This window comes from Pseudomonas sp. NPDC090592, assembly GCF_044769185.1.
In the GTDB taxonomy this organism is placed as follows: domain Bacteria; phylum Pseudomonadota; class Gammaproteobacteria; order Pseudomonadales; family Pseudomonadaceae; genus Aquipseudomonas.
This window is the reverse complement of the sequence record NZ_JBIVXJ010000001.1, coordinates 170,493-194,930: the sequence shown is the minus strand read 5'-3', so window position 1 is coordinate 194,930 and position 24,438 is coordinate 170,493. Positions and strand designations below refer to the sequence as shown.

Here is a 24,438-nt window from a genome sequence, read left to right as displayed (position 1 = left end):
ATCTCCAGCAGCCGACTATTGGCCTTTTTATGGCTTGGATAATGCGCAAGCCGAGGGCGACGCACATTCCTGCCAGCGACATCGGCGTGCTTATCGCGACCAGCCCCGCACTACAAGGGCTGGCGCGTCGTAATTCACATCGGCCATGTCGCCCATGGATACGGTTCGCGGCGGCTTCGGACGCACACTCCACGGCAAAACAACTAGCTGTTTGCTGATAAACAGCCTTGCGGCACCACAACAACGATTAGCCACCTTTTGCCGGCCGCACACGGCCCCGAGGAATACACGATGGACGTCACCGCAACCCTGAGCCTGGGCGATCCACTGGAACCTGCACGCAAGGCCACCGCCGAGATGTTGCAAACCCGCGAGCGCACCTACTCGCTGCCCCAGCCTTTCTACACCGACGAGCGTCTGTTCCAGATCGACATGCAGGAGATCTTCCAGAAAGAATGGTTGATCGCCGGCATGACTTGCGAAATTCCGGCGAAAGGCAACTACATCACCCTGCAGATCGGCAAGAACCCGATCCTGGTGGTACGTGGCGCCGAAGGTAAAGTGCACGCCTTCCACAACGTTTGCCGCCACCGCGGCTCGCGCTTGTGCGTAAGCGACAAGGGCAAGGTGGCCAAGCTGGTCTGCCACTACCACCAGTGGACCTACGAGCTGGACGGCCGCCTGCTGTTCGCCGGCACCGAAATGGGCGCCGACTTCGACATGAAGGAATACGGCCTGAAGCCTGTGCACGTGAAGGTTGCCGGTGGCTACATCTTCATCAGCCTGGCGGAAAACCCGCCCGCCATCGACGAGTTCCTGGCCACCCTCGAGCACTACATGGAACCGTACGACATGGAAAACACCAAGGTGGCGGTGCACACCACCTTGATGGAGAAGGCCAACTGGAAGCTGGTGCTGGAAAACAACCGCGAGTGCTACCACTGCTCCGGTTCGCACCCAGAGCTGCTGCAAACCCTGCTGGAGTGGGACGACACCAACGACCCGCGCGCCAGCCAGGAATTCAAAGACCACGTGGCCAGCTCCGCTGCTGCCTGGGAAGCCGAGAAGATCCCGTACCTGCACAAGAGCCACGGCCTGCGTAACCGCATCGTGCGCATGCCGCTGCTCAAGGGCACCGTGTCGATGACCATGGACGGCAAGCAGGCCTGCCAGAAGCTGATGGGCCGCATCAAGAACCCGGACCTGGGCTCGATGCGCATCCTGCACCTGCCGCACTCGTGGAACCACTGCATGGGCGACCACATCATCGTCTTCACCGTGTGGCCGATCAGCGCGCAGGAAACCATGGTCACCACCAAGTGGCTGGTGCACAAGGACGCCGTGGAAGGCGTGGACTACGACCCGGAACGCATGCGCAAGGTGTGGGACGCTACCAACGACCAGGACCGCCGGTTGGCGGAAGAGAACCAGCGTGGCATCAACTCCACGGCGTACCAGCCTGGGCCTTACTCGAAGACCTATGAGTTTGGCGTGGTCAACTTCATTGACTGGTATAGCCAGCGGGTGCTGAACAACCTGGGGGCGGAGCCGGCGCCGTACCTGAAGGAAGTGCTGGCGCAGTGATTCCCCAACTCACTCCGGGTGGCGACACATGTCGCTACTTGGGGGGCTCGTTGGTACGGTTGTAAGTACCTAATCTGATTCCTGCTCCGATGGTAGAAGGCGCGGACGCTTGCGGATCCTGCAAAGGCAATGCGGTAGTCACAGGCGTCACCGGCGTCGGCACCTTCCACGGCTTTGCCTGTGCGAGCTTCCAAGCCTCATAGGCTGTGGTGCCGAGCGAAACGGTAGTCAATACCGCCAGCCCCCAGGTTTGCCACTCCTCCCCTGGTTTGGCCGTTCTTGCGATGCCCAGGGTAAAACCAGCTATCGCAGATACGGCACTGACGCTGGATGTGATCCAGTCCTTGGCGCTTGCCGGGGTAATCATCAATTCAGGACTCGTTGATCCAGCAGCGCTGCGGGCTACCACGCCGCGCTTGTAGAACGACCTGAACCTCAACCCACTGATGAACAAACCTGCCAGGTTGGTGAGGATACTCAGGGCGGGCAACACATAATCCTCTGCTCTCTGCCCACTAGGATCGATGTGATTGACTGGGTCACCTACGCAATATGCATAGGCATTCACACCCCCGAGCCCAAATGGACTGAGGGAATCCGGCCTCAGAAATCGCGTCAGTGTTGGGCTATAGAAGCGATGGCCATTCCCCAACGGATAATTTCCAGTAAAGGGATCTCGATACTGCCCACAGAAGGCCAGCCTAGGAGCAAGGGCTGTGTTGGTGACGCCGTAGGGGGTATAGGCACGCGTTTCAAAGAATGTTGCCATGGGATTATCCACAAACAAGGATCGCTGTGGACACAGTAATGGCTGGGTGGAATTTAGCGTACTGGCAAAAGTGCCAGGCAGCCTCCTGATCATTAAATGATCAAACCAGCGGAGGCCGCATGTTCAGTGTGCTACCGCCGAGTTCATACACGTTGTCCACAGAATCACCAACAGCGTTTGTGGGCAAAACACGAACGTGCAGCGATTGGGTTGTGGATAAGCGATTCAAGGCCTTGATAATCATGGATCAGAAGACTATCAAGTGGATTTGATTATTTTTTGATCAATTTTTCACAAGCCACGACCTGCGCGGGTTTCAGGTAGTACCGAACAGATTATCCACAGAGCAGCCAACAGCGATTGTGGGCAAAATAAGCTACAGGCACGCTTATCTCCGTCGGATGCACCAGACCAGAGCTGATCACTTCTTGATCAAACCTCTGTGCCCCCTGCCATATAAGGCCTACAGCGATGCGCCAACACTTTACCCACACCTTGGCGAACAGATTCCGTGGGCAAAATCGAGGCCCACCTGATATTTCTGCCAGTTTCACAAATTCAATCTATGTGATTGGGTAGTAGCCACTACTTTGGCATTACTCAGGAATGACTTATGCACAGCCGCCAGGAGGGGATCGTGAAGTGGTTTGACGAAGGGCGGGGGGTTGGGGTTATCAGCACCGAAGGGCAGTGCAGGGATTATCTGGTTTTGCGCTGCGCCGCAAGGAATGTGGTGTTGTCGAAGGGGGAGCGGGTGTTGTTCGAGCCTGTGAGCGAGGCGCTGGGTTGTTGGGCGTTCAATGTGGCCAAGGCACATCATCAGCCTGTCAGGCCCAATCGCCGGCAAGCCAGCTCCCACAGGTATTGCACAAGGCCCGAAGGCAGTAGTAATCCTGTGGGAGCTGGCTTGCCGGCGATGAGGCCAGTGCAGGCTTCAGCGCAATACGCCCTCTTCTACGAGCAGCTTGAGGATGGCCTCGGCGCCTTCCTGCGGTGAAACATCTTTCAGCACCTTGCCGCCACCACCGCTGGCTTTGGCCGTCGCCGCCTTCATGCGGTCGGCACCGCTCTTGGCCTTGATCACTTTCAGCCGCTTGGGCCGTGGGCGAGCTGGTTGTAGCTCGGCCTCGGCCAGCAGCTCATCGTCAACGATGGCCACATTGCGCGCCGCCAATACCCCCCGGCGCGCCGGCCCGAATGCACTCTGGCGCGGCTTGGGCGCCGCGTTATCCACAGTTGCCAGCAATGGCAGGCGCACCTTCAGCCGACGCCGTTGACCACGCGGGAGCGCCTGCAATACCTGGGCAGTGCCGTTCTCTATCGACTCCACCTCGGCCAAGCCCACAATCAACGGCCAGCCGAGCTTTTCCGCCAGCAGGAACGGCAACATGCCCGACCCCTCGCCCGTCTCGGCCTGGCTCCCGGTCAGCACCAGCTGTGCCCCGGCGTCGCGCAGGTAATCCCCCAGCACGCCCAGCACATCGGCACCGGCCGGCTGTTCCAGCACATCCAGGTGGTCAAGGCCCATGCCCAGGTATGCGCGTAGCGCCTCTTCGCGCGGGTCGCCGGCATGCACCACCTGCAAGTTATCCCCAGCCAGCTGCAACCCCAGTTCCACGGCGCGGGCATCCTGCTCGGCGCGGCGGGCGCGGCCTGAGCTTGGGTGGGCACCGATGGAAACCAGGCTGATCACTTTGGTACTCATGCTCGTGCCCTTATGCCGCGTCGCGCTGGCCGCCGCTGCGGTAGTTGTCCACAGCCTCGATCAATGCCTTGAGAATCGCCGAGCTGTCGCCAATCACCGACAGGTCGGCCCGTTTGATCATGTCGCAACCCGGGTCCATGTTGATCGCCACCACCTTGTCGCAGGCACCGATGCCTTGAAGGTGCTGGATGGCGCCCGAGATACCCACAGCCACATAGACCCGTGCGGTAACCCAGGTACCGGTGGCACCCACCTGGCGGTTGCGCGGCATGAAGCCGTCGTCCACCGCCACCCGCGAGGCGCCTTCGGTGGCACCAAGGGCTGCGGTGGCCTGGTGGTACAGGTCCCAATCCTTGACGCCGTTGCCGCCCGAGACGATGAACTCGGCCTCGGCCATGGCAATGGTGGCCGGGTCCACGGCCACCGAGCCGAGGTCTTCGATGCGCGACAGGCTGCGTGCCACGCTTGTGGACAACTCCACCGGCAAGGCTTCGTGACGGGTTTCGCTGACCGGCTCGGCGCACTCCGCCGCCGCCAGAATCAGGCGTGGCACGGCGCGTTGCAGGTCTTGCTGGCCGGCACCGGCGCGGCCGATGCACTGGCCGTCCTTGACCTGCCACACTCGCGTCGCCGGGCGCTCGCCCAACGCGGCACCCAGGCGGCGACCCAATTCGCCGCCGCCGGTGCGGCTGTCGGGCAGCAGCCAGTGGCGCGGGGTGAACTGGTTATCCACAGCCCGCAAGCCTTGCACCAACTGCTCCGGCGCATAACCTTCGAACGCCTCGCCTTCGATGACCAGCAGGCGGTCGACGCCGGCTGTGGAAAAGTTGCTTTCCTTGTGTTCGCCAAACACCACCGCCAGCACTGCACCGTCGCTGCCAGCCAGGCTGTGGGCCAGGCCGAGCAGGTCGCGGTCGTGGCTGCTCAGGCGGCCACCGACCATGTCCGGTACCACGGCAATGTAGAACGCAGGCATAGGTACCTGGTGCAGCGGCAACTTGACCTCGGCCGCCGCCGTGCGCCGCCCGCCCACACCGGTGCCCTGCTGGGCGCCGCTGCGGTCGATACGCTTGATGCCGGCCGGGCCGATAAAGCCTGCGGCAATGGCGTGGGGGTTCTTGCGGATAAGGCCGTTGGGCCCCATCCAGCTGGTCTGTTGCGTCTGCATGGCCGCGTGCAGCGGGTGCAGGCGGTTACGGGCGATCCACTCGGCGCGTGGGTCGCGGCGGATAATGTCGCTCATCAATGCACCTCCGCAGGTTCACGTTTGGCCGCTTGCGGCTTTGGGGCGGCGGGCGATTCCTCTTCGATCAGCACGTCAGCCACCAGCTCGGCCAGGTCCTTGATCTGTGGGCGCGGTTCGACCACGCCTTCGAGCATGGCGGTGCACTGTGGGCAACCCACGGCCACCAGCTCGGCCTCGGTTTCGCGAATGTCGTCCATGCGCATGTCGGGGATACGCTGCTTGCCCGGGATGTCGGTGATCGGCGCGCCGCCACCACCGCCGCAGCAACGGGAGCGGAAGCCCGAACGCTGCATCTCGCGCACTTCGATACCCAGCGCCTTGAGCACTGCACGCGGGGCTTCGTATTCGCCGTTGTAGCGGCCCAGGTAGCACGGGTCGTGGTAGGTGACGCTGCCACCCTTGTGCTGGCCAAGGTTGAGCTTTTTGGCTGCGATCAATTCGGCGATATAGGTACTGTGGTGCTGCACCTGGTAATCACCGCCCAAGGCGCCGTACTCGTTCTTCAGCACATGGAAGCTGTGCGGGTCGCAGGTGACGATGCGCTGGAACCTGTACTTGGCCAAGGTCTGGATATTGCGCTTGGCCAGTTGCTGGAAGGTCGCTTCATCGCCCAGGCGACGGGCCACGTCACCGCTGTCGCGTTCTTCCAGGCCGAGCACGGCAAAGTCCACGCCCGAAGCTTTCAACACTTTTACAAACGAGCGCAGGGTACGCTGGTTGCGCATGTCGAAGGCGCCATCACCGACCCAGAACAGCACTTCGGTGGTTTTGACTTCAGACAGCAATTTCAGGTTGAGGTCGGCGGCCCAGTTCATGCGACCGCCGGGGGCGAAGCCGCCCGGGTTGTCGGTGGCGATCAGGTTGTCCAGCACCTCGGCACCCTTGTTCGGGGTGGCGCCCTTTTCCAGGGTGAGGTGGCGGCGCATGTCGACGATGGCATCGACGTGCTCGATCATCATCGGGCATTCCTCGACGCAGGCACGGCAGGTGGTGCACGACCACAGCGTTTCGGCATCGACCAGGCCATTGACGATCGGCTGGTGCGGGTGGCCGCCGTGTTCACCGATCGGCTTGCCCGGGTATGGGCTACCGGCAAACTGGGCGTCGGTGCCACCGGCCAGGCCGATGACCATGTCCTGAATCAGCTTTTTCGGGTTCAACGGCTGGCCGGCAGCAAACGCCGGGCACATGGCCTCACATTTACCGCACTGCACACAGGCGTCGAAGCCCAGCAGCTGGTTCCAGGTGAAGTCTGCCGGTTTTTCCACGCCCAGCGGGGCATTGGGGTCTTCCAGGTCCAGCGGTTTCAGGCCGGTAGAGCGGCCGCCGCCGAAGCGTTCGGCGCGGCGGTGCCAGGCCAGGTGCAGGGCACCGGCGAAGGCGTGCTTCATCGGGCCGCCCCAGGTCATGCCGAAGAACAGCTCCGACACGCCCCACAGCACGCCCAGGCCAAGGATGCCGACCATCACCCAGCCACCGGTGTTGGCGGGCAGGATGCCGGCAACCGGCAAGGTGGCGATGAAGAAGCTCACGGCGAACGCCAGCAGGCTTTTAGGCAGGCGCATCCACGGGCCTTTGGACAAGCGCGAAGGCGGGTTGAGGCGGCGTTTGAAGACAAAGATCGCGCCGCTGAACATTATCACCGTGGCGACTAACAGCGCGTAACCCAGGATTTTGCTTTGCAGGCCAAAGCCGTGCACCAGGATCGCCAGTACGGCCGACAGTACGAAGCCGCCTGCGGTGGCCACGTGGGTCTTGGACATGTACTTGTCGCGCTCGACCACGTGGTGCAAGTCCACCAGGTAACGGCGTGGCATGGCCAGCAGGCCGCCGATCAGGTCGACCTTGGCGGCCCGGCCACGGCGCCACATGCGCACCCGGCGCAGGGCGCCGAGCACTGCCAGGCCAAGGGCAGCGAACAGCAGGATGGGTAGAAGGGTGTTCAACATGGGAGGCTCCCACAACAACGGTTGCAAGGGGTTCAGGCCCCTGGAATCCTGCACCGGCCCTGTGGGAGCGGGCGTGCCCGCGAATGCGTCAGATCAGACAACTCTGTTAATCATGCTGACGCTTTCGCGGGCGCGCCCGCTCCCACAGGGGCCGGTGTGTGCCGACAGTGCGATCAGAAGTCCTTGCACAGGCGCAAGGCGTCGTAGATCGCCGCATGCACGTTGCGCTGGGCCACGCAGTCGCCGATGCGGTACAGCAGGTACCCTTCGCCCGGCTGGCTGAGGATCGGCTGTGGCTTGATGGCGAACAGCGCCTCCACGTCGATCTGGCCCTTGTTGCGCGAGCCTTCCTTGAACGCGTAGTAGAGCTCTTCGTCAGGGCGCACGCCGTTCTCGATCACCACCTGGTCAACTACCCGCTCTTCCTTGGCACCGGTGTATTCGTTTTCCAGCACCGCCACCAGCTTGTCGCCTTCGCGGTAGACCTTTTCCAGCATCATGTCGCCGGTCATGATCACTTCTTTGGGGTACATGCTGCGGTAGTAGGTCGGGAAGGTGGTACCGCCCATGGCCACGCCCGGCTTGATGTCGTCGGTGACGATTTCCACCTGGCTGCCCTTGTCGGCGATGAAGTCGGCCACCGACATGCCGGTGAATTCGCAGATGGTGTCGTACACCAGCACGTTCTTGCCCGGCGCAACCTTGCCGTCGAGCACGTCCCAGCTGCTGACCACCAGCCCTTCGGCGGCGCCCCAGTGTTCGTTCTGCTCGAGGAACGAGTGCCCGCCCACGGCCAGCACGATCACGTCCGGGCGCAGGTCCTGGATGGTCGGCACGTCCGCGGCCGTGCCCAGGCGCAAGTCCACCTTCAAACGCGCCAGCTCCAGCTGGTACCAGCGGGTGATACCGGCAATCTGGTCACGCTGCGGAGCCTTGGCGGCGATGGTGATCTGCCCGCCGATCTGGTCCTTCTTCTCGAACAGGGTCACGTCGTGGCCACGTTCGGCCGCTACACGAGCGGCTTCCATACCGGCAGGGCCGGCGCCTACCACCACCACCTTGCGCTTCACGCCGGTGGTTTTCTCGATGATGTGCGGCACGCCCATGTATTCACGGGAGGTCGCGGCGTTCTGGATGCACAGCACGTCCAGGCCCTGGTACTGGCGGTCGATGCAGTAGTTGGCACCGACGCACTGCTTGATCTGGTCGATCTGGCCCATCTTGATCTTGGCGATCAGGTGCGGGTCGGCCATGTGCGCACGGGTCATGCCGACCATGTCCACGTAGCCGCCTTCCAGAATGCGCGTGGCCTGGTTGGGGTCCTTGATGTTCTGCGCGTGCAGCACCGGGACCTTGACCACTTCCTTGATGCCCGCCGCCAGGTGCAGGAACGGCTCCGGCGGGTAGCTCATGTTGGGGATGACGTTGGCCAGGGTGTTGTGGGTGTCGCAACCCGAGCCGACCACGCCGATGAAGTCGAGCATGCCGGTGGCGTCGTAGTACGCCGCGATCTGCTTCATGTCCTCGTGGCTGAGGCCATCGGGGTGGAACTCGTCACCGCAGATACGCATGCCCACGCAGAAGTCGTCACCGACTTCGGCACGCACGGCTTTCAATACTTCCATACCGAACTTCATGCGGCCTTCGAAGCTGCCGCCCCATTCGTCAGTACGTTTGTTGACCCGTGGGCTCCAGAACTGGTCGATCATGTGCTGGTGCACCGCCGACAGCTCAACGCCGTCCAGGCCACCTTCCTTGGCACGCCGCGCAGCCTGTGCGTAGTTGCCGATCACCCGCCAGATCTCTTCCACCTCGATGGTTTTGCAGGTGGCACGGTGCACGGGTTCACGGATACCCGACGGCGACATCAGGGTCGGCCAGTTGAAGCCGTCCCAGCGCGAGCGGCGGCCCATGTGGGTAATCTGGATCATGATCTTGGCGCCATGCTTGTGCATGGCGTCGGCCAGGTTCTGGAAGTGCGGGATGATGCGGTCGGTCGACAGGTTGACCGAGGCCCACCATTCCTGCGGGCTGTCGATGGCCACCACCGACGAACCACCGCAAATCGCCAGGCCGATGCCGCCCTTGGCCTTTTCTTCGTAGTACTTCACGTAGCGGTCGGTCGTCATGCCGCCGTCAGTGGCGTAGACCTCGGCGTGCGCGGTGCTGAGCACGCGGTTGCGGATGGTCAGTTTGCCGATCTGGATCGGCTGGAACATTGCTTCGAATGCCATGACGCTATCTCCGGCTTACAACGGCTTTGTAACGAACAGGCCATCTTCGTGGCCTTCTTCCGACCCGCCGTAGACCTGTTCGGCCACGGTGCGGATCTTGCTGCCGCGGGCAGCGAGAATCTGGTCCATGGCACCGGCGAACCAGCCGGTGAACATGTAGTCGACCTTGCGGCCGCATTTGCCATACACGTAAACGAACGCCGAGTGCTTGAGCTTGACGCTGCAGGTGCCTTTGTCCAGGTCGATGTCCTGGATCTCGAACAGGCCCCAGCCACGCTGGCTCAGGCGCTTCATGTAATGCTCGAACACCGCCACGCCTTCCAGGCCATGGCACTCGGCTTCTTTTTCACACCAGTGCCAGGCGGATTTGTAGCCGGCCTTGTAGAGGATTTCGGCATAGGCGTCGGCGCCCAGCACTTCCTCGATGCCGATGTGGTTGTTGACGAAGAAATGGCGCGGTACGTACAGCATCGGCAGGGCGTCGCTGGTCCAGACACCGGTCTCGCTGTCGACTTCGATTGGCAATTGCGGGGCGATCTTGGCCATGGAAACTGAACTCCAGAAAAATTTTTATTAAGGGGCCCCGGCGTTGCTGGCAGGGGCTATCAGGCTTGGAGAGCGGCTTACTCGCCCCAGACGTCCTTGAGGACGTTGACCCAGTTCTCGCCCATGATCTTGCGTACCACGCGCTCGGAATGGCCGCGCTTGAGCAGGGTTTCGGTGAGGTTGGGGAATTCGCCGACGGTGCGGATGCCCAGCGGGTTGATGATCTTGCCGAAGTTGGTCAGGCGACGGGCGTAGCCCTTGTCGTGGGTCAGGTACTCGAAGAAGTCCTGGCCGTGGCCCTGGGTGAAGTCGGTACCGATACCGATGGCGTCTTCACCGACGATGTTCATGGTGTATTCGATGGCCTCGGCGTAGTCGTCGATGGTGGAGTCGATGCCCTTGGCCAGGAACGGCGCGAACATGGTAACGCCAACGAAGCCGCCGTGATCGGCGATGAACTTGAGTTCTTCATCCGACTTGTTGCGCGGGTGCTCTTTCAGGCCCGAGGGCAGGCAGTGCGAGTAGCACACCGGTTTTTTCGATTCGAGGATGACCTCTTCGGAGGTTTTGGAGCCGACGTGGGACAGGTCGCACATGATGCCGACGCGATTCATCTCGGCGACGATCTCGCGGCCGAAGCCCGACAGGCCGCCGTCACGCTCGTAGCAACCGGTACCCACCAGGTTCTGGGTGTTGTAGCACATCTGCACGATGCCAACGCCCAGTTGCTTGAACACGTCCACGTAGGCGATCTGGTCTTCGAACGCATGGGCATTCTGGAAGCCGAAGAGGATGCCGGTCTTGCCCAGTTCCTTGGCCTTGCGGATGTCGGCGGTGGTACGTACCGGCATCACCAGGTCGCTGTTGTCGCGGATCAGCTTCTGGCTGGCGGCGATCTGGTCGACGGTGGCCTTGAAGCCTTCCCACACCGACACCGTGCAGTTGGCCGCAGTCAGCCCGCCTTTGCGCATGTCCTCGAACAGCTCGCGGTTCCATTTGGCAATGATCAGGCCGTCGATGACGATGCTGTCGGCGTGAAGTTCGGCTGGGCTCATCAGGCTGTCCCCTTTGTTGATTTAGGCCGCGCCGAATCTTCTGCCGGCGCTTTGGGGCCAGCATATGCCTGTGCCTTGCGACGCCCCGATGCAAAAACGACAGGGGGTTTGCCGAAAGCGTCAATGCGCGACAACACGCCCTCTGGCATGCGGCGTGGCGATGAGAGACAGTCTCGATAACGACGTTTCTGGCCGTTTCATGAACATTTCGTCAGGGAGCTACCGCCTTGCCTTCGGCTGAGCGAGAATCCCTGCGATTCGTCAGCCTGTTGAGGAGAAAACGGATGAAATCATTGGCATGGATGGTACTGCTGGCCGTCGTATCAGGCGCGCAGGCCGGCGAGGAAGAAAGCACACCTTGCGACAACGTCGAGACCGACCAGCAAACCTACGCGTGCGCTGCGTTCAACAAGCAGACTGCCGAGCGGGAGCTGAAAGCGGCTTACGATGACTTGATCCAGCGTATCCGCGACCAGTATGCCGACGAAGGCGACCAGGCTACCGCGCTGGTGGGGCGCATGGATGCCGCCGAGAAGCTGTGGACGCAGCTGCGTGATGCCGACTGCAAGGTCGAGACCTATGCCGAGAAGCCGGGGAGCAAGGCGTTCCAGGCGGCGTGGGATACCTGCGTGGCGCAGCGCAGTGATGACCGGTCGGAGTATTTGCAGTCCATTGGTCAGCAGTGAGATCTCGCTTTCCTGCACTGGCCCTATCGCCGGCAAGCCAGCTCCCACAGGTACTGCACAGGGCTTGAGTACTGTGGGGTACCTGTGGGAGCTGGCTTGCCGGCGATGAGGCCAGTACAGGAGGACCTCAGACCACCCTGGCTAACCTGTCCTCCCGCGGGCAACGCTGATATCGCGCCCGGTAACACCGGGTAAAGTACGAAGCCGACTCGAACCCGCAAGCCACCCCCACCTCCAGCACGCTCATGTCGGTCTGGCGCAACAACTGCCGCGCCTTGTCCAGCCGCAGTCGCAGATAGAACCCGCTTGGGGTGTCGTCCAGATGCACGCGGAACAGCCGCTCCAGCTGCCGCCGGGTCACCTGTACCGCCTCAGCCAGCACCTGTGTATTGAGCGGCTGTTCGGTATTGCGCTCCATTTCACCAATCACTTTCACCAGCTTCTTGTTGCTGATGCCATAGCGGCTGGCGATCTGCATGCGCTGGTGGTCCTGTCGCTGGCGAATACGCCCGAGCACGAACTGCTCCGACACCTGCACCGCCAACTCACTGCCGTGGGCTTGTGCAATCAGGTCGAGCATCAGGTCGATCGAGGCAGTGCCACCCGCACAGGTGATGCGCCGCCGGTCGATTTCGAACAGCTCTTGAGTCGCCTGCAGGCTCGGGTAGTTTTCCTTGAACGCCTCCAGCGCCTCCCAGTGCACGGTGGCGCGGTGGCCATCGAGCAGGCCGGCCTCGGCCAGCACCACGGCGCCAGTATCGATACCACCCAGGATCACCCCGTCATGGTCCAGGCGGCGTAGCACCTGCTGCAGCGCCGGCCCGTAACAGGCCAGCGGATCGAAGCCGGCCACGATCAGCAAGATGCCGGCAAGCTCGCCCACCGCCAACGCCGCATCGGCGTTCACCGACATGCCATTGCTGGCCTGCACCGCGCCGCCATCCAGGCTCAGCACCTGCCAGCGGTACGACGGGCCTTTGAAGCGGTTGGCCACCCGCAACGGTTCCAGGGCACTGATGAAGCCCATGGCCGAGAAGCCGGGTAACAGCAGGAAGTGAATGATGTGCGGCATTGCATGCTCCACGGCAAAGGTGGTCGCCTCCGTGCAAGTGTTGGTCGCCAGGGTGCGATTTTTCACCCCGTTTGCAGCGTAGCGTGTTCACACGGCCCAGAGAGGTCGGAACCCCATAACAATATGCACTGCCGATGGAGAGCCACCATGCACAGCTTGATCCGCCGCAGCCTGTTGACCCTTGCCCTGAGCAGCATCGCCACCTCCCCGCTTTACGCCGCTGAACCTGCGGCCTGCAAGAACGTCCGCCTGGGCGTGGTCAACTGGACCGACGTCATCGCCACCAGCGCCATGGCGCAGGTGCTGCTCGATGGCCTGGGCTACCAGACCAAACAGACCAGCGCTTCGCAGCAGATCATCTTCGCCGGCATCCGCGACAAACGCCTGGACATGTTCCTGGGTTACTGGAACCCGATCATGACCCAGACCATCACCCCGTTCATCGACGCCAACCAGGTCAAGGTACTGGAGAAACCAAGCCTTGAGGACGCCCGCGCCACCCTGGCCGTGCCGAAATACCTCTACGACAAGGGTTTGAAGACCTTCGCCGACATCCACAAGTTCGAGAAGGAACTTGGCGGCAAGATCTATGGCATCGAACCGGGCTCCGGCGCCAACACCCAGATCAAGGCAATGATCACCAAGAACCAGTTCGACCTGGGCAAGTTCCAGCTGGTCGAGTCCAGCGAGGCCGGCATGCTCGCCGCCGTCGACCGCGCCGTGCGCCGCAAGGAGGCCGTGGTGTTCTTCGGCTGGGCGCCGCACCCGATGAACGTGAACATCGACATGGCCTACCTGGGTGATAGCCAGGATGCGCTCGGCCCTGACGAAGGCCGCGCAACGGTATGGACAGTGACCGCGCCGGACTACGCCGACCGCTGCCCCAACGCCCACCGCCTGCTGGCCAACCTGAACTTCAGCGCCGAGGACGAGAGCCGCATGATGCAGCCGCTGCTCGACCACAAGGACGCGCTTGAGTCGGCCCGCCAGTGGCTGCAAGACCACCCCGAGGACAAGGCCCGCTGGCTTGAAGGTGTGACCACCTTCGATGGCAAGCCTGCCGCCGACAACCTCAAGCTTACTGCCAACTGACAAGGCCTCTTCGCGGGCGCGCCCGCTCCCACAGGTACAGCGCTGCACTCAGGCTCACGTTGATCCTGTGGGAGCGGGCATGCCCGCGAAAAGGCCAGCACAGACACCACAAGGAACACACCATGAACCACGACGTTATCATCACCTGCGCCCTCACCGGTGCCGGCGACACCGCCTCGAAAAGCCACCTTGTCCCAGTCACCCCCAAGCAAATCGCCGAAGCCGCCGTAGAAGCCGCCAAAGCCGGCGCCACCGTGGTCCACTGCCACGTCCGCGACCCGCAAACCGGCCGTTTCAGCCGCGATGTGGCGCTGTACCGCGAAGTGATGGAACGCATCCGCGAAGCCGATGTGGACATCATCGTCAACCTCACCGCCGGCATGGGTGGCGACCTGGAAATCGGCCCCGGTGAAACGCCCCTGGAGTTCGGCCCGGGTACCGACCTGATCGGCCCGCTGGAGCGCCTGGCCCACGTCGAAGCCCTGCTACCGGAAATCTGCACCCTCGACTGCGGCACCCTCAACTTCGGCGACGGCAACTCGATCTATGTGTCCACCCCCGCCCAACTGCGCGCCGGCGCCAAGCGCATCACCGAACTGGGCGTGAAGGCGGAACTGGAAATCTTCGACACCGGCCACCTGTGGTTCGCCAAGCAAATGATGAAGGAAGGCCTGCTGCACGACCCGCTGTTCCAGCTGTGCCTGGGCATCCCATGGGGCGCGCCGGCCGACACCACCACCATGAAAGCCATGGTCGACAACCTGCCGGCCAACGTGACCTGGGCAGGTTTCGGCATCGGCCGCATGCAGATGCCGATGGCCGCACAGGCCGTGCTGCTGGGCGGCAACGTGCGGGTGGGCCTGGAAGACAACCTGTACCTGGACCGTGGCGTGCTGGCCAGCAATGGCCAACTGGTCGAGCGCGCGGTGGAGATCATCTCGCGCCTGGGTGCCCGTGTACTGACCCCGGCCGAGGGCCGGGAAAAAATGAACCTCAAGCGCCGCTGAAGCCATCAACGATTGCAGCTGCGCCAGTCCCCTCTGTGGGAGCGGGCATGCCCGCGAAGCAGGCGACGCGGTGGATGGCATCGGCTTTGCCGATGTTCGCGGGCTCGCCCGCTCCCACAGGGCCTGGCGCTTGCCCGAAGAATTCAATTTAGTCTGAGGACTCGATATGCCCTTCATCACCAAGATCAAGACCTTCGCCGCCCTGGGTAGCGGCGTAATCGGCAGCGGCTGGGTTGCCCGCGCCCTGGCCCACGGCCTGGACGTGATCGCCTGGGACCCGGCCCCTGGTAGCGAACAGGCACTGCGCAAGCGCATTGCCAATGCCTGGCCAGCACTGGAGAAACAAGGCCTCGCGCCAGGTGCCTCGCAAGACCGCCTGAAGTTCGTCGCCACCATCGAGGAGTGCGTACGCGACGCCGATTTCATCCAGGAAAGCGCGCCAGAGCGGCTGGACCTGAAGCTCGACCTGCACGCAAAAATCAGCGCCGCGGCCAAGCCCGAAGCCATCATCGGCTCCAGCACTTCCGGCCTGCTGCCCAGCGAGTTCTACGAGTCTGCCACGCACCCAGAGCGCTGCGTGGTGGGCCACCCGTTCAACCCGGTGTACCTGTTGCCATTGGTCGAGATCGTCGGCGGCAACCGTACCGCACCCGAAGCCATCGAGGCGGCAAAATCCATCTATACCGCGCTTGGCATGCGCCCGCTGCATGTACGCAAGGAAGTGCCCGGTTTCATCGCCGACCGCCTGCTCGAAGCGCTCTGGCGCGAGGCGTTGCACCTGGTAAACGACGGTGTGGCGACAACCGGTGAAATCGACGACGCGATCCGCTTCGGCGCCGGCCTGCGCTGGTCGTTCATGGGCACCTTCCTCACCTACACCCTGGCCGGTGGCGACGCGGGCATGCGCCACTTCATGTCGCAGTTCGGCCCGGCCTTGAAACTGCCCTGGACCTACCTGCCCGCACCGGAGCTGACCGACAAGTTGATCGACGACGTGGTCGAAGGTACTTCCGAGCAGTTGGGTGAGCGCAGCATCGCCGCGCTGGAGCGCTATCGTGATGACACCCTGCTGGCGGTGCTGGAAGCGGTGAAAACCAGCAAGACCCGCCATGGCATGGCTTTCGGCGACTGAGGAGACCGCGATGCCCGCACTGATCACCTACCGCACCCCAGTCCAGGAGGACTGGGTCGACTACAACGGGCACCTGCGCGATGCCTTCTACCTGCTGATCTTCAGCTACGCCACCGATGCGCTGATGGAGCGCATCGGCCTGGACGCCGACAGCCGTGGGCAAAGTGGCAATTCGTTGTTCACCCTGGAGGCGCACATCAATTACCTGCACGAGGTGAAACTGGGCAGCGAGGTGTGGGTGCAGACACAGATCATCGGCTTCGATCGCAAGCGCCTGCATGTCTATCACAGCCTGCACCGGGCCGGTTTCGATGAGGCGCTGGCGGCCAGTGAGCAGATGCTGTTGCATGTAGATTTGGCGGGGCCGACGTCGGCGCCGTTCAGCGAGAACAGCACTGGGTTACTACAGGAACTAGTGGACGAACAGCGTCAACTTCAAGCGCCCGTTCATGTGGGCCGGGTGATCGGCCTTGCAAAAAAATAACCCCGGAAAGCCGTGAGCATCCGGGGCCAAGCGCGAGCAACATCCACTGTGCATGAGTGAGGGTGACCAAACCCTCGGTCGCTGTAGATGGCTTGAGTGTGCGCAGTTCCCGCGGGGTGGATTTAGCCGTAAACGACCTGTTCTTAGCCAAAGCAGCCATGTCACCATTCTGTTGTTGCGGGTATGTCGCAGGCGTCACAGAATCGGTCGTAAATCACAGCAGCACTCTCTTAGCGATAAAAGGGACAACAGCCATGATGCATGCGGATTTGATTGACCAGGACGACCTCGCCGGCCACTTGCGCGCACGCGGGTTTGATATTCCGGCCGGGGCCAGTGCCGAGCAGGCGTGCGAAGCGGTGGTGCGGGGGCTGACCGAGCCTAATGCGCGGGCGCTGAAGGGGATGGTCGAGCAGATGTATACCGGTAGCGCGACCATTTTGCCGGCCGTGCGCCAGGCGATCGACAAGCAACTGTTGCCAGCGCTGGCCCAGTTCAGCCGACGCGCCTGACTTTTCCTGTTCCGGCCCCTTCGCGGGCACGCCCGCTCCCACAGATTTTTCACTGGCCTTGAAGGCAGCGCAGTACCTGTGGGAGCGGGCGTGCCCGCGAAGGGGCCGGCACTGGCTTATGCAGGCTCTACCCGTTTCTCCAGCTCGAAGGTCCGATCGAACAGCTCGGCCAAGCCCTCTTGGTGAGTCACCCCCACCACCGTACAGCCCGGCATTTCCCGCCTGAGCATCTCCAGTAACCCCAGCGCACTGCCCAGATCCAGCTGGCTGGTCGCCTCATCCAGGTACAAGGTATCCGGCCTGTACAGCAACGCCCGCGCCATGCTCAACCGTTGCTGCTCTCCGCCAGAAAGCACACGCTCCCACTCCGCCTGCTTGTCCAGCTGCCCGATCAACCCGATCAACCCCACCTTGCCCAGTACATCCACCAGCAACACGTCGTCGACCGGCTGCACCTGTGGATAAGCCAGCAACGCCCGCAGACTCAAGTGCGGCATGTAAGGTTTCTGCGGCAACAGCAAGCTGCGCCCTGGTGGCAGTTGCCAGTTGCCCAGGCAGTAGGGCCACAACCCCTGCAAGGTGCGCAGCAAGGTCGACTTGCCCAGGCCGCTGCGCCCACCCAGGCGCAACCACTGCCCCTGCCCTACGCGCAGGTCCAGGTCACGCAGCAGCGCACTGCCATCTGGCCGACAAAGCGTGAGCCCACGTGTGCACAGGCAGTCACCTCGCACAGCAACCGTGGCCTGCTCACGGCTGGCGGCAATGGCCTGCTCGAACTGCTCCAGCCGCTGCAACGCCGCGCTCCAGCGCACCAGTTTGTGATAAAGCTTGATGAACCAGCTGAGCGAGCCATGCACTGCATTGAAGGCACTGCGGATCTGCATCAGCCCACCCAGGGTGATCGCCTTGGCCATGAACGCCGGCAAGGCGACAAACACCGGGATGATCAGGCTCAGGCGTTCGTAGGACACCGTGAACAGGCTGAGGTTACGCTCGCGCCCCATCAGTTGCCGCCAGTTGTCGGCAATGGCGCGGAAGCGCCCGGCCAGGTGTTCGCGCTCAACCGCTTCGCCACGGTACAGGGCAATCTGCTCGGCGTGGTCGCGCTTGCGCAGCAGGCTGGCGCGAAAATCCGCCTCACGGTGTTCGCGCTCGTAGTTCAACGCATGCAGCGGCTTACCGATCAGGTGCGTCAGCAAGCTGCCGGCCAGGGTGTAGGCCAGCACGATCCACACCAGATAGCCATGAATCGTGAAGGTCTCGCCGAACAGGGTGAAGGTTTGCACCCCCGACAAGTTCCACAGGATCACCATGAACGCGCCAACCTGCGCCAGGTTGATCACCAGGGACGCCACCAGCTCGATGCTCAGGCCAACCATCAGGTCGATGTCCTGGGCAATGCGCTGGTCGGGGTTGTCCGGCTCGCCGGTCAGCCCCAGGCGGTAGAAGGCCTGGTCGGCCAGCCAGGCGTCGGTCAGGCGCCCGGTCATTGCCCGCCGCCAACGCAGCTCAAGCCCTTTACGGATGTAGTCCATGGCCACGACGATCAGCACGTAGCTGCCCAGATACAGCGCATACTCGCCGACCAGGCCATACAGGCCGGACGCGTCGAACGCTGCCAGGGTGTCGTAGAAGGTCTTGCTCCAGCTGTTGATCAGCACATTGATCTGCACCACCAGCAGGCCCAGGCCGATCACCGCCGCCAGCATCAGCCAGGCCGGCCACTGCTGGCGGTCGTGCCAGAACGGGCGGCTGAGGCGGTAGAAGGTGCGCAGGGTTTTCACAGCGCCTGCTCCAGTGCCGCCGCCGAGGGCAACAGGCGCAGCTGGACCTGGTTGGCGCGGGGGAACAGCTGCCGGGCCTGCTGCTGCATTTCAGGTAGGGTCAGCGCTTCAGGCAGTTGCGCCTGGGTCTGCAGGTAACGCGGGTCGTGCCAGCGGCGGTCACTGAGGATCAGGCGCTTGAACTGGGTTTGCGGGTCTTCGCGGCGCTTGCTTTCCTGGCGCAGGAATTCGGCCCGCTCGCTGACCAGCCACTGGGCATCGGGCTGCAGGTTGGCCAGGGTCTTCTGGGCCATGGCCCACAGCTCGTCGACACGTGCCGGGTCGCAGCTGAAGCTGAGGCTGCTTTCGATGCGCTGGGTGTCGGCGTTCAATTCGCTGTCGAAACGCAGGCGATACACGCCGGAGGCTTCGCCACGCAGTTGGGCCTTGAGCTGCTGGTTGGCCAGATCCCGCAGCAGCGAGACCCGCGCCGCCGCTTCCGGGCTCCAGGCTTGAGGCTGGAAGCTGCTGGCTTGCAGCACTGCACGTGGCTCCAGGGCGATGGCCAGGTCCTGCCGGCGCTGGCCAGGCTGCTGCAGTGCCAGCTTGCCGGTTGCTGTCTGACGGCGAGGGATGGTCGCCAGCACGCTGCGCACCAGGGGCTCGAGCCGTTCCGGAGCGATGTCTGCCATCACGTAATAGGTCACGGGGGCGCTGGCCAGACGCTGCCAGTCGGCGCTGAGCTGGTCAACCGTAAGCCCCTCAAGGCTGGCGACATCCGGCGACTGCCAGTAATCGACACCGTATTTCAGTGTGCGCTGCGCACGGTCCTGGCGCCCGCGTAGATCGTCGGGGCGGCTGCGCAGCCGTTGCAGCAGCTCGGCGCGGGCCTCGTCGAACACGGCCGGGTCGACACTGACCATCTGGCTCATCCGGTAACTCTGCAGCAGGAACTGGAACTGCTCGGGCGCAGCACCCAGGTTGATCTGCAGGCGTTGCGGCTGATGATCCAGGGCAAGCGTCGAGCGCTGTTGCTGGCGCCATTCGGCCAACGCTTCCGGGTCCATGCCAGGTGAAGGGCTGCGCAGGGCCAACTGTGCTGCCATTTGCAGGCGCCAGGCCGGTACGCCGTCCTGCTGGTAGCCGGCAGGCGATTCCGCCTGCAACAGCCACTTGCCCTCCGGGCCATTGTGTTTGAGCCAGACCAGGCGATCACCGTTACTCAGCTGCCAGTGTTCGACCTGCTGCTCAGGGAAGGCTTTGCGCTCGACGATATCAGCCGCCGGAGCCAGCGCAGGCATGACCACCTTGGCCCGCACGGCTACCACCGGTGCCTGCTGGACGGGTGCACCGAGCGCCCGGCTGGCCAGCTCGGCCTGCTGTGCCTCGACCTGTGCGACGCTTGGCAGCGCCACCTCGGAGGCACCCGCCGCGCTGACTTGCAACACCCGGTCCGGGCTGGCCAGCCAGCGCCGCAGGCGGGCATCCAGGTCAGCCCGGCCGATGCTGCCCAGCACTTCGAGATAGCGCTCGGCCGTGGCCTGGCGCTCGGTCACCGCATTGCCTTGCACGGCGGCATTGTTAAGCTGCTCGACCCATTGCTCGAAGGTACGCGGTGACTGGTTGGCCACGGTCCTGGCGCCCAGCTTGCGAATGTGATCCCGCTCGCGCTGCCAGTCGGCCTCGCTGAAACCGTGCTGGCGCAGGCGCTCGATCTCGGTCAGCAACTGTTGCAACGCCTGGGCATGGGCCTGGCCGTCGACACCGGCTGCAATCCCCAGCACGGCGGAGTGCTCACCGATCAAGGTCTTCTGCACGACCAGGCTGCGTACGCCCGGCTCGCGGGGCTGACGGCGCAGGCTGTCGAGCATGGCGGCCAGCGTCATGCGGTCGATCAGCCGCTCGCGCAGGGCCTTGCGGGTGGTGCCGCGGCTGTCCGGCTCGTGGGAGCGGAACAGCATCGCCACCTGGTTGCTGCCCGACTGGGTGTCCTGCAGGCGGAATACCTTCAGCTTGTCGTCCAGCGGCAGCTCGCGCTGCTCGCGACTGGCCAGCTTGCCGGCCTTGGCCGAAGCAAAAGCCTGTTCGATCTGCGCGCGCATCGCCTGCGGGTCGAAATCGCCCACCGCCGACAGCACCATGTTGTTCGGCAGGTACCAGCGGTTCTGGAAGGCTTGCAGGTTCGCCAGGCTGGCGGAACGGATCGCCGCCTCGTTGCCAATGGTGCGGTGCTCGGGGTAGCGCGAACCCACCCGCTGCGAAGCGGTGCGCTGCTCGTTCATGCGCTGCGCCACGCCCAGGCCACCGCGCCATTCTTCAATCACGATCGGCCGCTCGCGCTCCAGGTCCTGGGCGTTGTAGTCGCGGGCGAAGGCCAGGTCGGCCAGGGCCTGCAACGCTTGTGGCGCCTGGCGTACTCCCGCAGGTGGGCCGATCAGGTACTGGGTACGTTCGTAGTTGGTCACGGCGTTGAAGTGCCGGCCCTGCACCCAGCCGAACCCGGTCATGCGTTCACGCAGCTTCTGCTGGCCGCCAGCGCGGCTGTGAAACGCCAGGTGCTCAACCATGTGCGCCACGCCGACCTGGTCGTCGGCTTCGTCCACCGAGCCGGCTTTTACCGTCAGGCGCAGGTCGAGCCGGCCAGGCTGCGAGGTGTCCCGCACCAGCCGGTAGGCCAGGCCGTTGGCCAGTTGGCCCTGCACCACCTGGGCATCCCAGGGTAGCGGCGCGTCTGCCTCGGGCAACGTGGCGCAGGCGCCGAGCAACAGCGGGCCGAGCAGGCCCGCGATGAGCTTTTTCATCAGGGTATCCACGATTATTATGGTGTTAGAAGCGGTAGCCGACTTCCAGCCAGTACTGGCGGCCGACTTCGTAGCTGATCAGGCTGACCGACTCGCGGCTGGCGATCTTGTTGACCTTGTCGGTGACGTTGGTGACGTCAACGTTGACGAAGAACGCCTGGTCCTTGCCGGTGGGTATGTCCCATGCCAGGCGCATGTCCCAGGTCGGGGCCGCCGGTGTGGCGACCGTCTCGTAGGCGCTGAGGATCTCGCCGTCTACCTCGACGTCCGGATCGACGCCGACCACTTGGTCGTATGCGCCGCGGTAGCGGAAGAAATTGCTGACCGTGAGGTTCCACTGCGGGATGTTGGTAATGGTCATCAGCCGCGCCGTCCATGGCCGGTTGTAGTCACTGGCCGGCAACTCGTGGGAAGGGATGCGTTTACCGTCCAGCACTACGTCGGCGCCTGCCAGTTCGTCACCGTCCAGGCCTGCCTCGTAGGTGGACCCATAAGCGTCCTTGGACCTGGACCAGTCCAGTGCAAGCTGGACGCTGGTGCTGGTGCCCTTGAAGCGCAGCGGCTGCATCGGGGTAACGGTGAGGCTGACGTTTTCGCTCTCGCTGGTGCCGGCATTCAGGTACGCGTAGTAGTCCTTGCTGTAGCCATCGGGAACCTCATCCGCACCCAGGTAGTAATAGGGGCGTGTGCGGTAGATCTGGTCATGGCCTTTGCGGTTGACGTACTTGAGCTGGAAGTCGGTATCGAACCAGCGCTGGTTGAGGCCGACCATCCATTCGTCGTCGTAGGGAATGTCCATGGTCGAGAACTTGCTCATGTTCTTGTTCTGCGACGCCAGCACCCACTCGCCGTCCTGGCTGGCCCGGGTATAGCGTGAGGTAAACGCCTGGCGGCCGTCGGCCAGGCGATACTTGAACAGGTTACGCCCGTAGTAACGGTTGGCGCCGAACACCAGCACGGTACTGCGGTCGCCGAAGAAGTCGTAATCACCGGAGAAGCGCGGGGCCAGGGACTTCTTCTCCATGTAGTCATCGCCCTCGAAGCGCAGGCCGGGGCGCAGGGTGAGGTTGCCGTAGCCCATCACGTCCTGCACGAACAGCGCGTATTTCTTCTGGTCAAGGTCGACCTTGCCTGCACCGTAGCCCATGTACACGCTGCCCCACTGGCGGCTGCTGCCGTTGAGCAAGGGGCTGACCGAACACCATGGATCGCCACCCGAGCAGGAAGTGCCGCTGTCGCGCTTGAAGGTGATTACCGACAGCGCGTCATCTTCACGCTCCCAGGTAGCACGCTGGTAGCCCAGCTCCAGGCCTGTGGTCACGCTGTGTGTGCCACCCGCAAAGGCAAAGGTCTGCCAGTCGGCCTTGAGTTTGTAGTCCACGCCGCGCTGGGTCTGGTAAAGGCTGCCGTAAGCACCTTCGATGCTGCGCGAACTGTTGGATTCGGGGTTTCCCCAGTTTTTGTCGTCGGACCAGTACCACATGATGTTGTCGTCGCGGTCGGAGTCGCGCGAGGTATTGAGGTTGGTCACCGCCAGCTGCTGCGTCCAGGTGGCGCTGTCGCCCACGTAGGTGGCCTTGAACGAACCCTGCCAGCCGCCATTGATGTTGGTGTAGTGCGAGTCTTTGTAATCTTCGCGGAAGTAGGTGTTTTCCTGCGGGGCGTAGACGATCGAGGTATCCAGGGTGAGCCGGTCGTTGACCGTCCAGTAGGTCTTCAGCAGAAAGTTGTCGAGCGCGCGGGTCTGCTCTTCTTCGTTGTCATTGTTGGGGCTGTTGTAACCATCCTTGTAGGCACGCAGAGGCAGGTACGAGCGCTTCTGCGAGAAGTTGAACAGGGCGCCGAAGTCTTCATTGAAATGGCCTTCGAGGGTGCCGCGCAGGGTGGTCTTCTTGAACTCGGGCTGGTTCTTCTCGTTGGACGAGGTCTCGAAGGTTTCCTTGTTCTCCCGGGTGATGTGGTAACGCGTCCATTCCGAGCGGCTCATGGCATAGGAGATCTTGCCATGCAGGTCCTGGCTAGGCCTGCGGGTGACGGCATCGACCACGCCGCCGTTGAAACCGCCGTACTCCACCGGCACGTTGCTGTCGTAGACCCGCACTTCTTCCAGCAGGTCGGCGTCCAGGGCAATGCCGTGCGAGCGGCTGGGCGCCGAGTCGAACTGACGCGTTTCGTTGTAGCCGTGCGCACCAGGGTCGAGGTCGTTGTTGATCGAGATGCCATCGATCATGAAGTTGTTCTGGTAGAACTTGGCGCCGTTGATGCTGATGTCGGCGGGGTCGATCTCACCGGGGGTGTTGGAGCTCTTCTGATCCGTGCTGAACTGCACGTTGGGGTGCATCTGCAGCAGCGTGGTGATGTCGCCATTGGCGCCAGGGAAGGCCTGGATCGCCTTGCGGTCGATCACCGTGGTGCCCATGAAGCTGTTTTCTTCGGTGTCGCCCAGTACCAGGGTGTTGTGCAGTTCAAGCGTGCCGCCGTCGGCCTGCAGCAGGCGGAACATCAGCGCGCCGTACTCGTAGTCCCAGGTGATGCCGGTACCCAGCAGCAGCTGCGCCAGTGCCGCCTCGCTGCTCAGCTGGCCACTGATGGCGGTGGATTGCAGGCCATCGAGCAGGTCCGGGTCGACGCTGACCTGCAAGCCGCTTTGCTGGCCGAAGTTGATCAGGGCAATGGCCAGTTTCTGTGCCGGAATGTCAAAAACGTGGACCTGTGCCAGTTCGGCATTCGGCTTGGCCACCTCTTCGGCCTGTGTCGGCATGGTCACCCAGGCACTGCAAAGGCCGAGCACACTTGCCCCT

Annotated in this window: 18 protein-coding genes; 7 read left to right on the top strand and 11 right to left on the bottom strand. The window is 63.1% G+C overall.

Annotated features, from left to right (window positions below):
• Positions 1-291: 291 nt before the first annotated feature.
• Positions 292-1,584, top strand: a complete 1,293-nt coding sequence (gene gbcA, locus ACIQUI_RS00875; protein WP_403194230.1) for a glycine-betaine demethylase subunit GbcA — start codon at positions 292-294, stop codon at positions 1,582-1,584.
• A 34-nt stretch (positions 1,585-1,618) separates the two neighbouring features.
• Here gbcA and ACIQUI_RS00870 read toward each other — a convergent pair whose 3' ends face one another.
• From ACIQUI_RS00870 to ACIQUI_RS00840, 7 genes are all read right to left on the bottom strand, one after another.
• Positions 1,619-2,353: an RHS repeat-associated core domain-containing protein gene (locus ACIQUI_RS00870; protein WP_403194228.1), complete on the bottom strand. Its 735-nt coding sequence runs from the start codon at positions 2,351-2,353 to the stop codon at positions 1,619-1,621.
• A 934-nt stretch (positions 2,354-3,287) separates the two neighbouring features.
• Positions 3,288-4,058, bottom strand: a complete 771-nt coding sequence (locus ACIQUI_RS00865; protein WP_403194226.1) for an electron transfer flavoprotein subunit beta — start codon at positions 4,056-4,058, stop codon at positions 3,288-3,290.
• A gap of 10 nt (positions 4,059-4,068) precedes the next feature.
• Positions 4,069-5,301, bottom strand: coding sequence for an electron transfer flavoprotein subunit alpha/FixB family protein (locus ACIQUI_RS00860; protein ID WP_403194224.1), 1,233 nt, complete (start codon positions 5,299-5,301; stop codon positions 4,069-4,071).
• Entirely contained in the window at positions 5,301-7,253 is a 1,953-nt protein-coding gene (gene dgcB, locus ACIQUI_RS00855; RefSeq protein WP_403194222.1) for a dimethylglycine demethylation protein DgcB, read from the bottom strand. Before dgcB ends, ACIQUI_RS00860 begins: the two co-directional genes overlap by 1 nt.
• A gap of 173 nt (positions 7,254-7,426) precedes the next feature.
• Entirely contained in the window at positions 7,427-9,487 is a 2,061-nt protein-coding gene (dgcA, locus tag ACIQUI_RS00850; protein ID WP_403194220.1) for a dimethylglycine demethylation protein DgcA, read from the bottom strand.
• 15 nt (positions 9,488-9,502) lie between these two features.
• Complete coding sequence (locus ACIQUI_RS00845; RefSeq protein ID WP_008091518.1) at positions 9,503-10,033, bottom strand: DUF5943 domain-containing protein; 531 nt, start codon at positions 10,031-10,033, stop codon at positions 9,503-9,505.
• Between the two features lie 77 nt (positions 10,034-10,110).
• Positions 10,111-11,088 (bottom strand): dipeptidase, encoded by a 978-nt coding sequence (locus tag ACIQUI_RS00840; RefSeq protein WP_016497618.1) that lies wholly within the window; start codon positions 11,086-11,088, stop codon positions 10,111-10,113.
• A gap of 284 nt (positions 11,089-11,372) precedes the next feature.
• Here ACIQUI_RS00840 and ACIQUI_RS00835 point away from each other — a divergent pair, with 284 nt between their 5' ends.
• Positions 11,373-11,774: a lysozyme inhibitor LprI family protein gene (locus ACIQUI_RS00835; protein ID WP_403194218.1), complete on the top strand. Its 402-nt coding sequence runs from the start codon at positions 11,373-11,375 to the stop codon at positions 11,772-11,774.
• Between the two features lie 127 nt (positions 11,775-11,901).
• On the opposite strand, the gene ACIQUI_RS00830 is transcribed toward ACIQUI_RS00835, so the two are convergent.
• Positions 11,902-12,846: a GlxA family transcriptional regulator gene (locus tag ACIQUI_RS00830; protein ID WP_403194216.1), complete on the bottom strand. Its 945-nt coding sequence runs from the start codon at positions 12,844-12,846 to the stop codon at positions 11,902-11,904.
• A gap of 147 nt (positions 12,847-12,993) precedes the next feature.
• Between ACIQUI_RS00830 and choX the strand changes: the two genes are divergently transcribed.
• The 5 genes from choX to ACIQUI_RS00805 all read left to right on the top strand — a co-directional run bounded on the left by choX (position 12,994) and on the right by ACIQUI_RS00805 (position 17,073).
• Entirely contained in the window at positions 12,994-13,938 is a 945-nt protein-coding gene (choX, locus tag ACIQUI_RS00825; RefSeq protein ID WP_403194214.1) for a choline ABC transporter substrate-binding protein, read from the top strand.
• 122 nt (positions 13,939-14,060) lie between these two features.
• On the top strand, positions 14,061-14,945 hold the full coding sequence (locus ACIQUI_RS00820) for a 3-keto-5-aminohexanoate cleavage protein (protein WP_403194212.1): 885 nt from the start codon (positions 14,061-14,063) through the stop codon (positions 14,943-14,945).
• A gap of 166 nt (positions 14,946-15,111) precedes the next feature.
• Positions 15,112-16,077 carry an L-carnitine dehydrogenase gene (locus ACIQUI_RS00815; protein ID WP_403194210.1) on the top strand — a complete coding sequence of 322 codons (966 nt, stop codon included), beginning with the start codon at positions 15,112-15,114 and terminating at the stop codon, positions 16,075-16,077.
• A gap of 10 nt (positions 16,078-16,087) precedes the next feature.
• Positions 16,088-16,561, top strand: coding sequence for a thioesterase family protein (locus ACIQUI_RS00810; protein ID WP_403194208.1), 474 nt, complete (start codon positions 16,088-16,090; stop codon positions 16,559-16,561).
• A 254-nt stretch (positions 16,562-16,815) separates the two neighbouring features.
• Positions 16,816-17,073 carry a hypothetical protein gene (locus ACIQUI_RS00805; RefSeq protein ID WP_159412923.1) on the top strand — a complete coding sequence of 86 codons (258 nt, stop codon included), beginning with the start codon at positions 16,816-16,818 and terminating at the stop codon, positions 17,071-17,073.
• A 116-nt stretch (positions 17,074-17,189) separates the two neighbouring features.
• Here the strand turns inward: ACIQUI_RS00805 and ACIQUI_RS00800 are convergent, their stop codons facing one another.
• The 3 genes from ACIQUI_RS00800 to ACIQUI_RS00790 are packed head-to-tail and all read right to left on the bottom strand — an operon-like array spanning position 17,190 to position 24,428.
• Positions 17,190-18,857 (bottom strand): ABC transporter ATP-binding protein/permease, encoded by a 1,668-nt coding sequence (locus ACIQUI_RS00800; protein ID WP_403194206.1) that lies wholly within the window; start codon positions 18,855-18,857, stop codon positions 17,190-17,192.
• Complete coding sequence (locus tag ACIQUI_RS00795; protein WP_403194205.1) at positions 18,854-21,637, bottom strand: insulinase family protein; 2,784 nt, start codon at positions 21,635-21,637, stop codon at positions 18,854-18,856. The genes ACIQUI_RS00800 and ACIQUI_RS00795 overlap by 4 nt, the downstream gene beginning before the upstream one ends.
• A gap of 25 nt (positions 21,638-21,662) precedes the next feature.
• A complete protein-coding gene (locus tag ACIQUI_RS00790) occupies positions 21,663-24,428 on the bottom strand; it encodes a TonB-dependent receptor plug domain-containing protein (RefSeq protein WP_403194203.1) in 2,766 nt (921 codons plus the stop codon).
• Positions 24,429-24,438 lie beyond the last annotated feature (10 nt).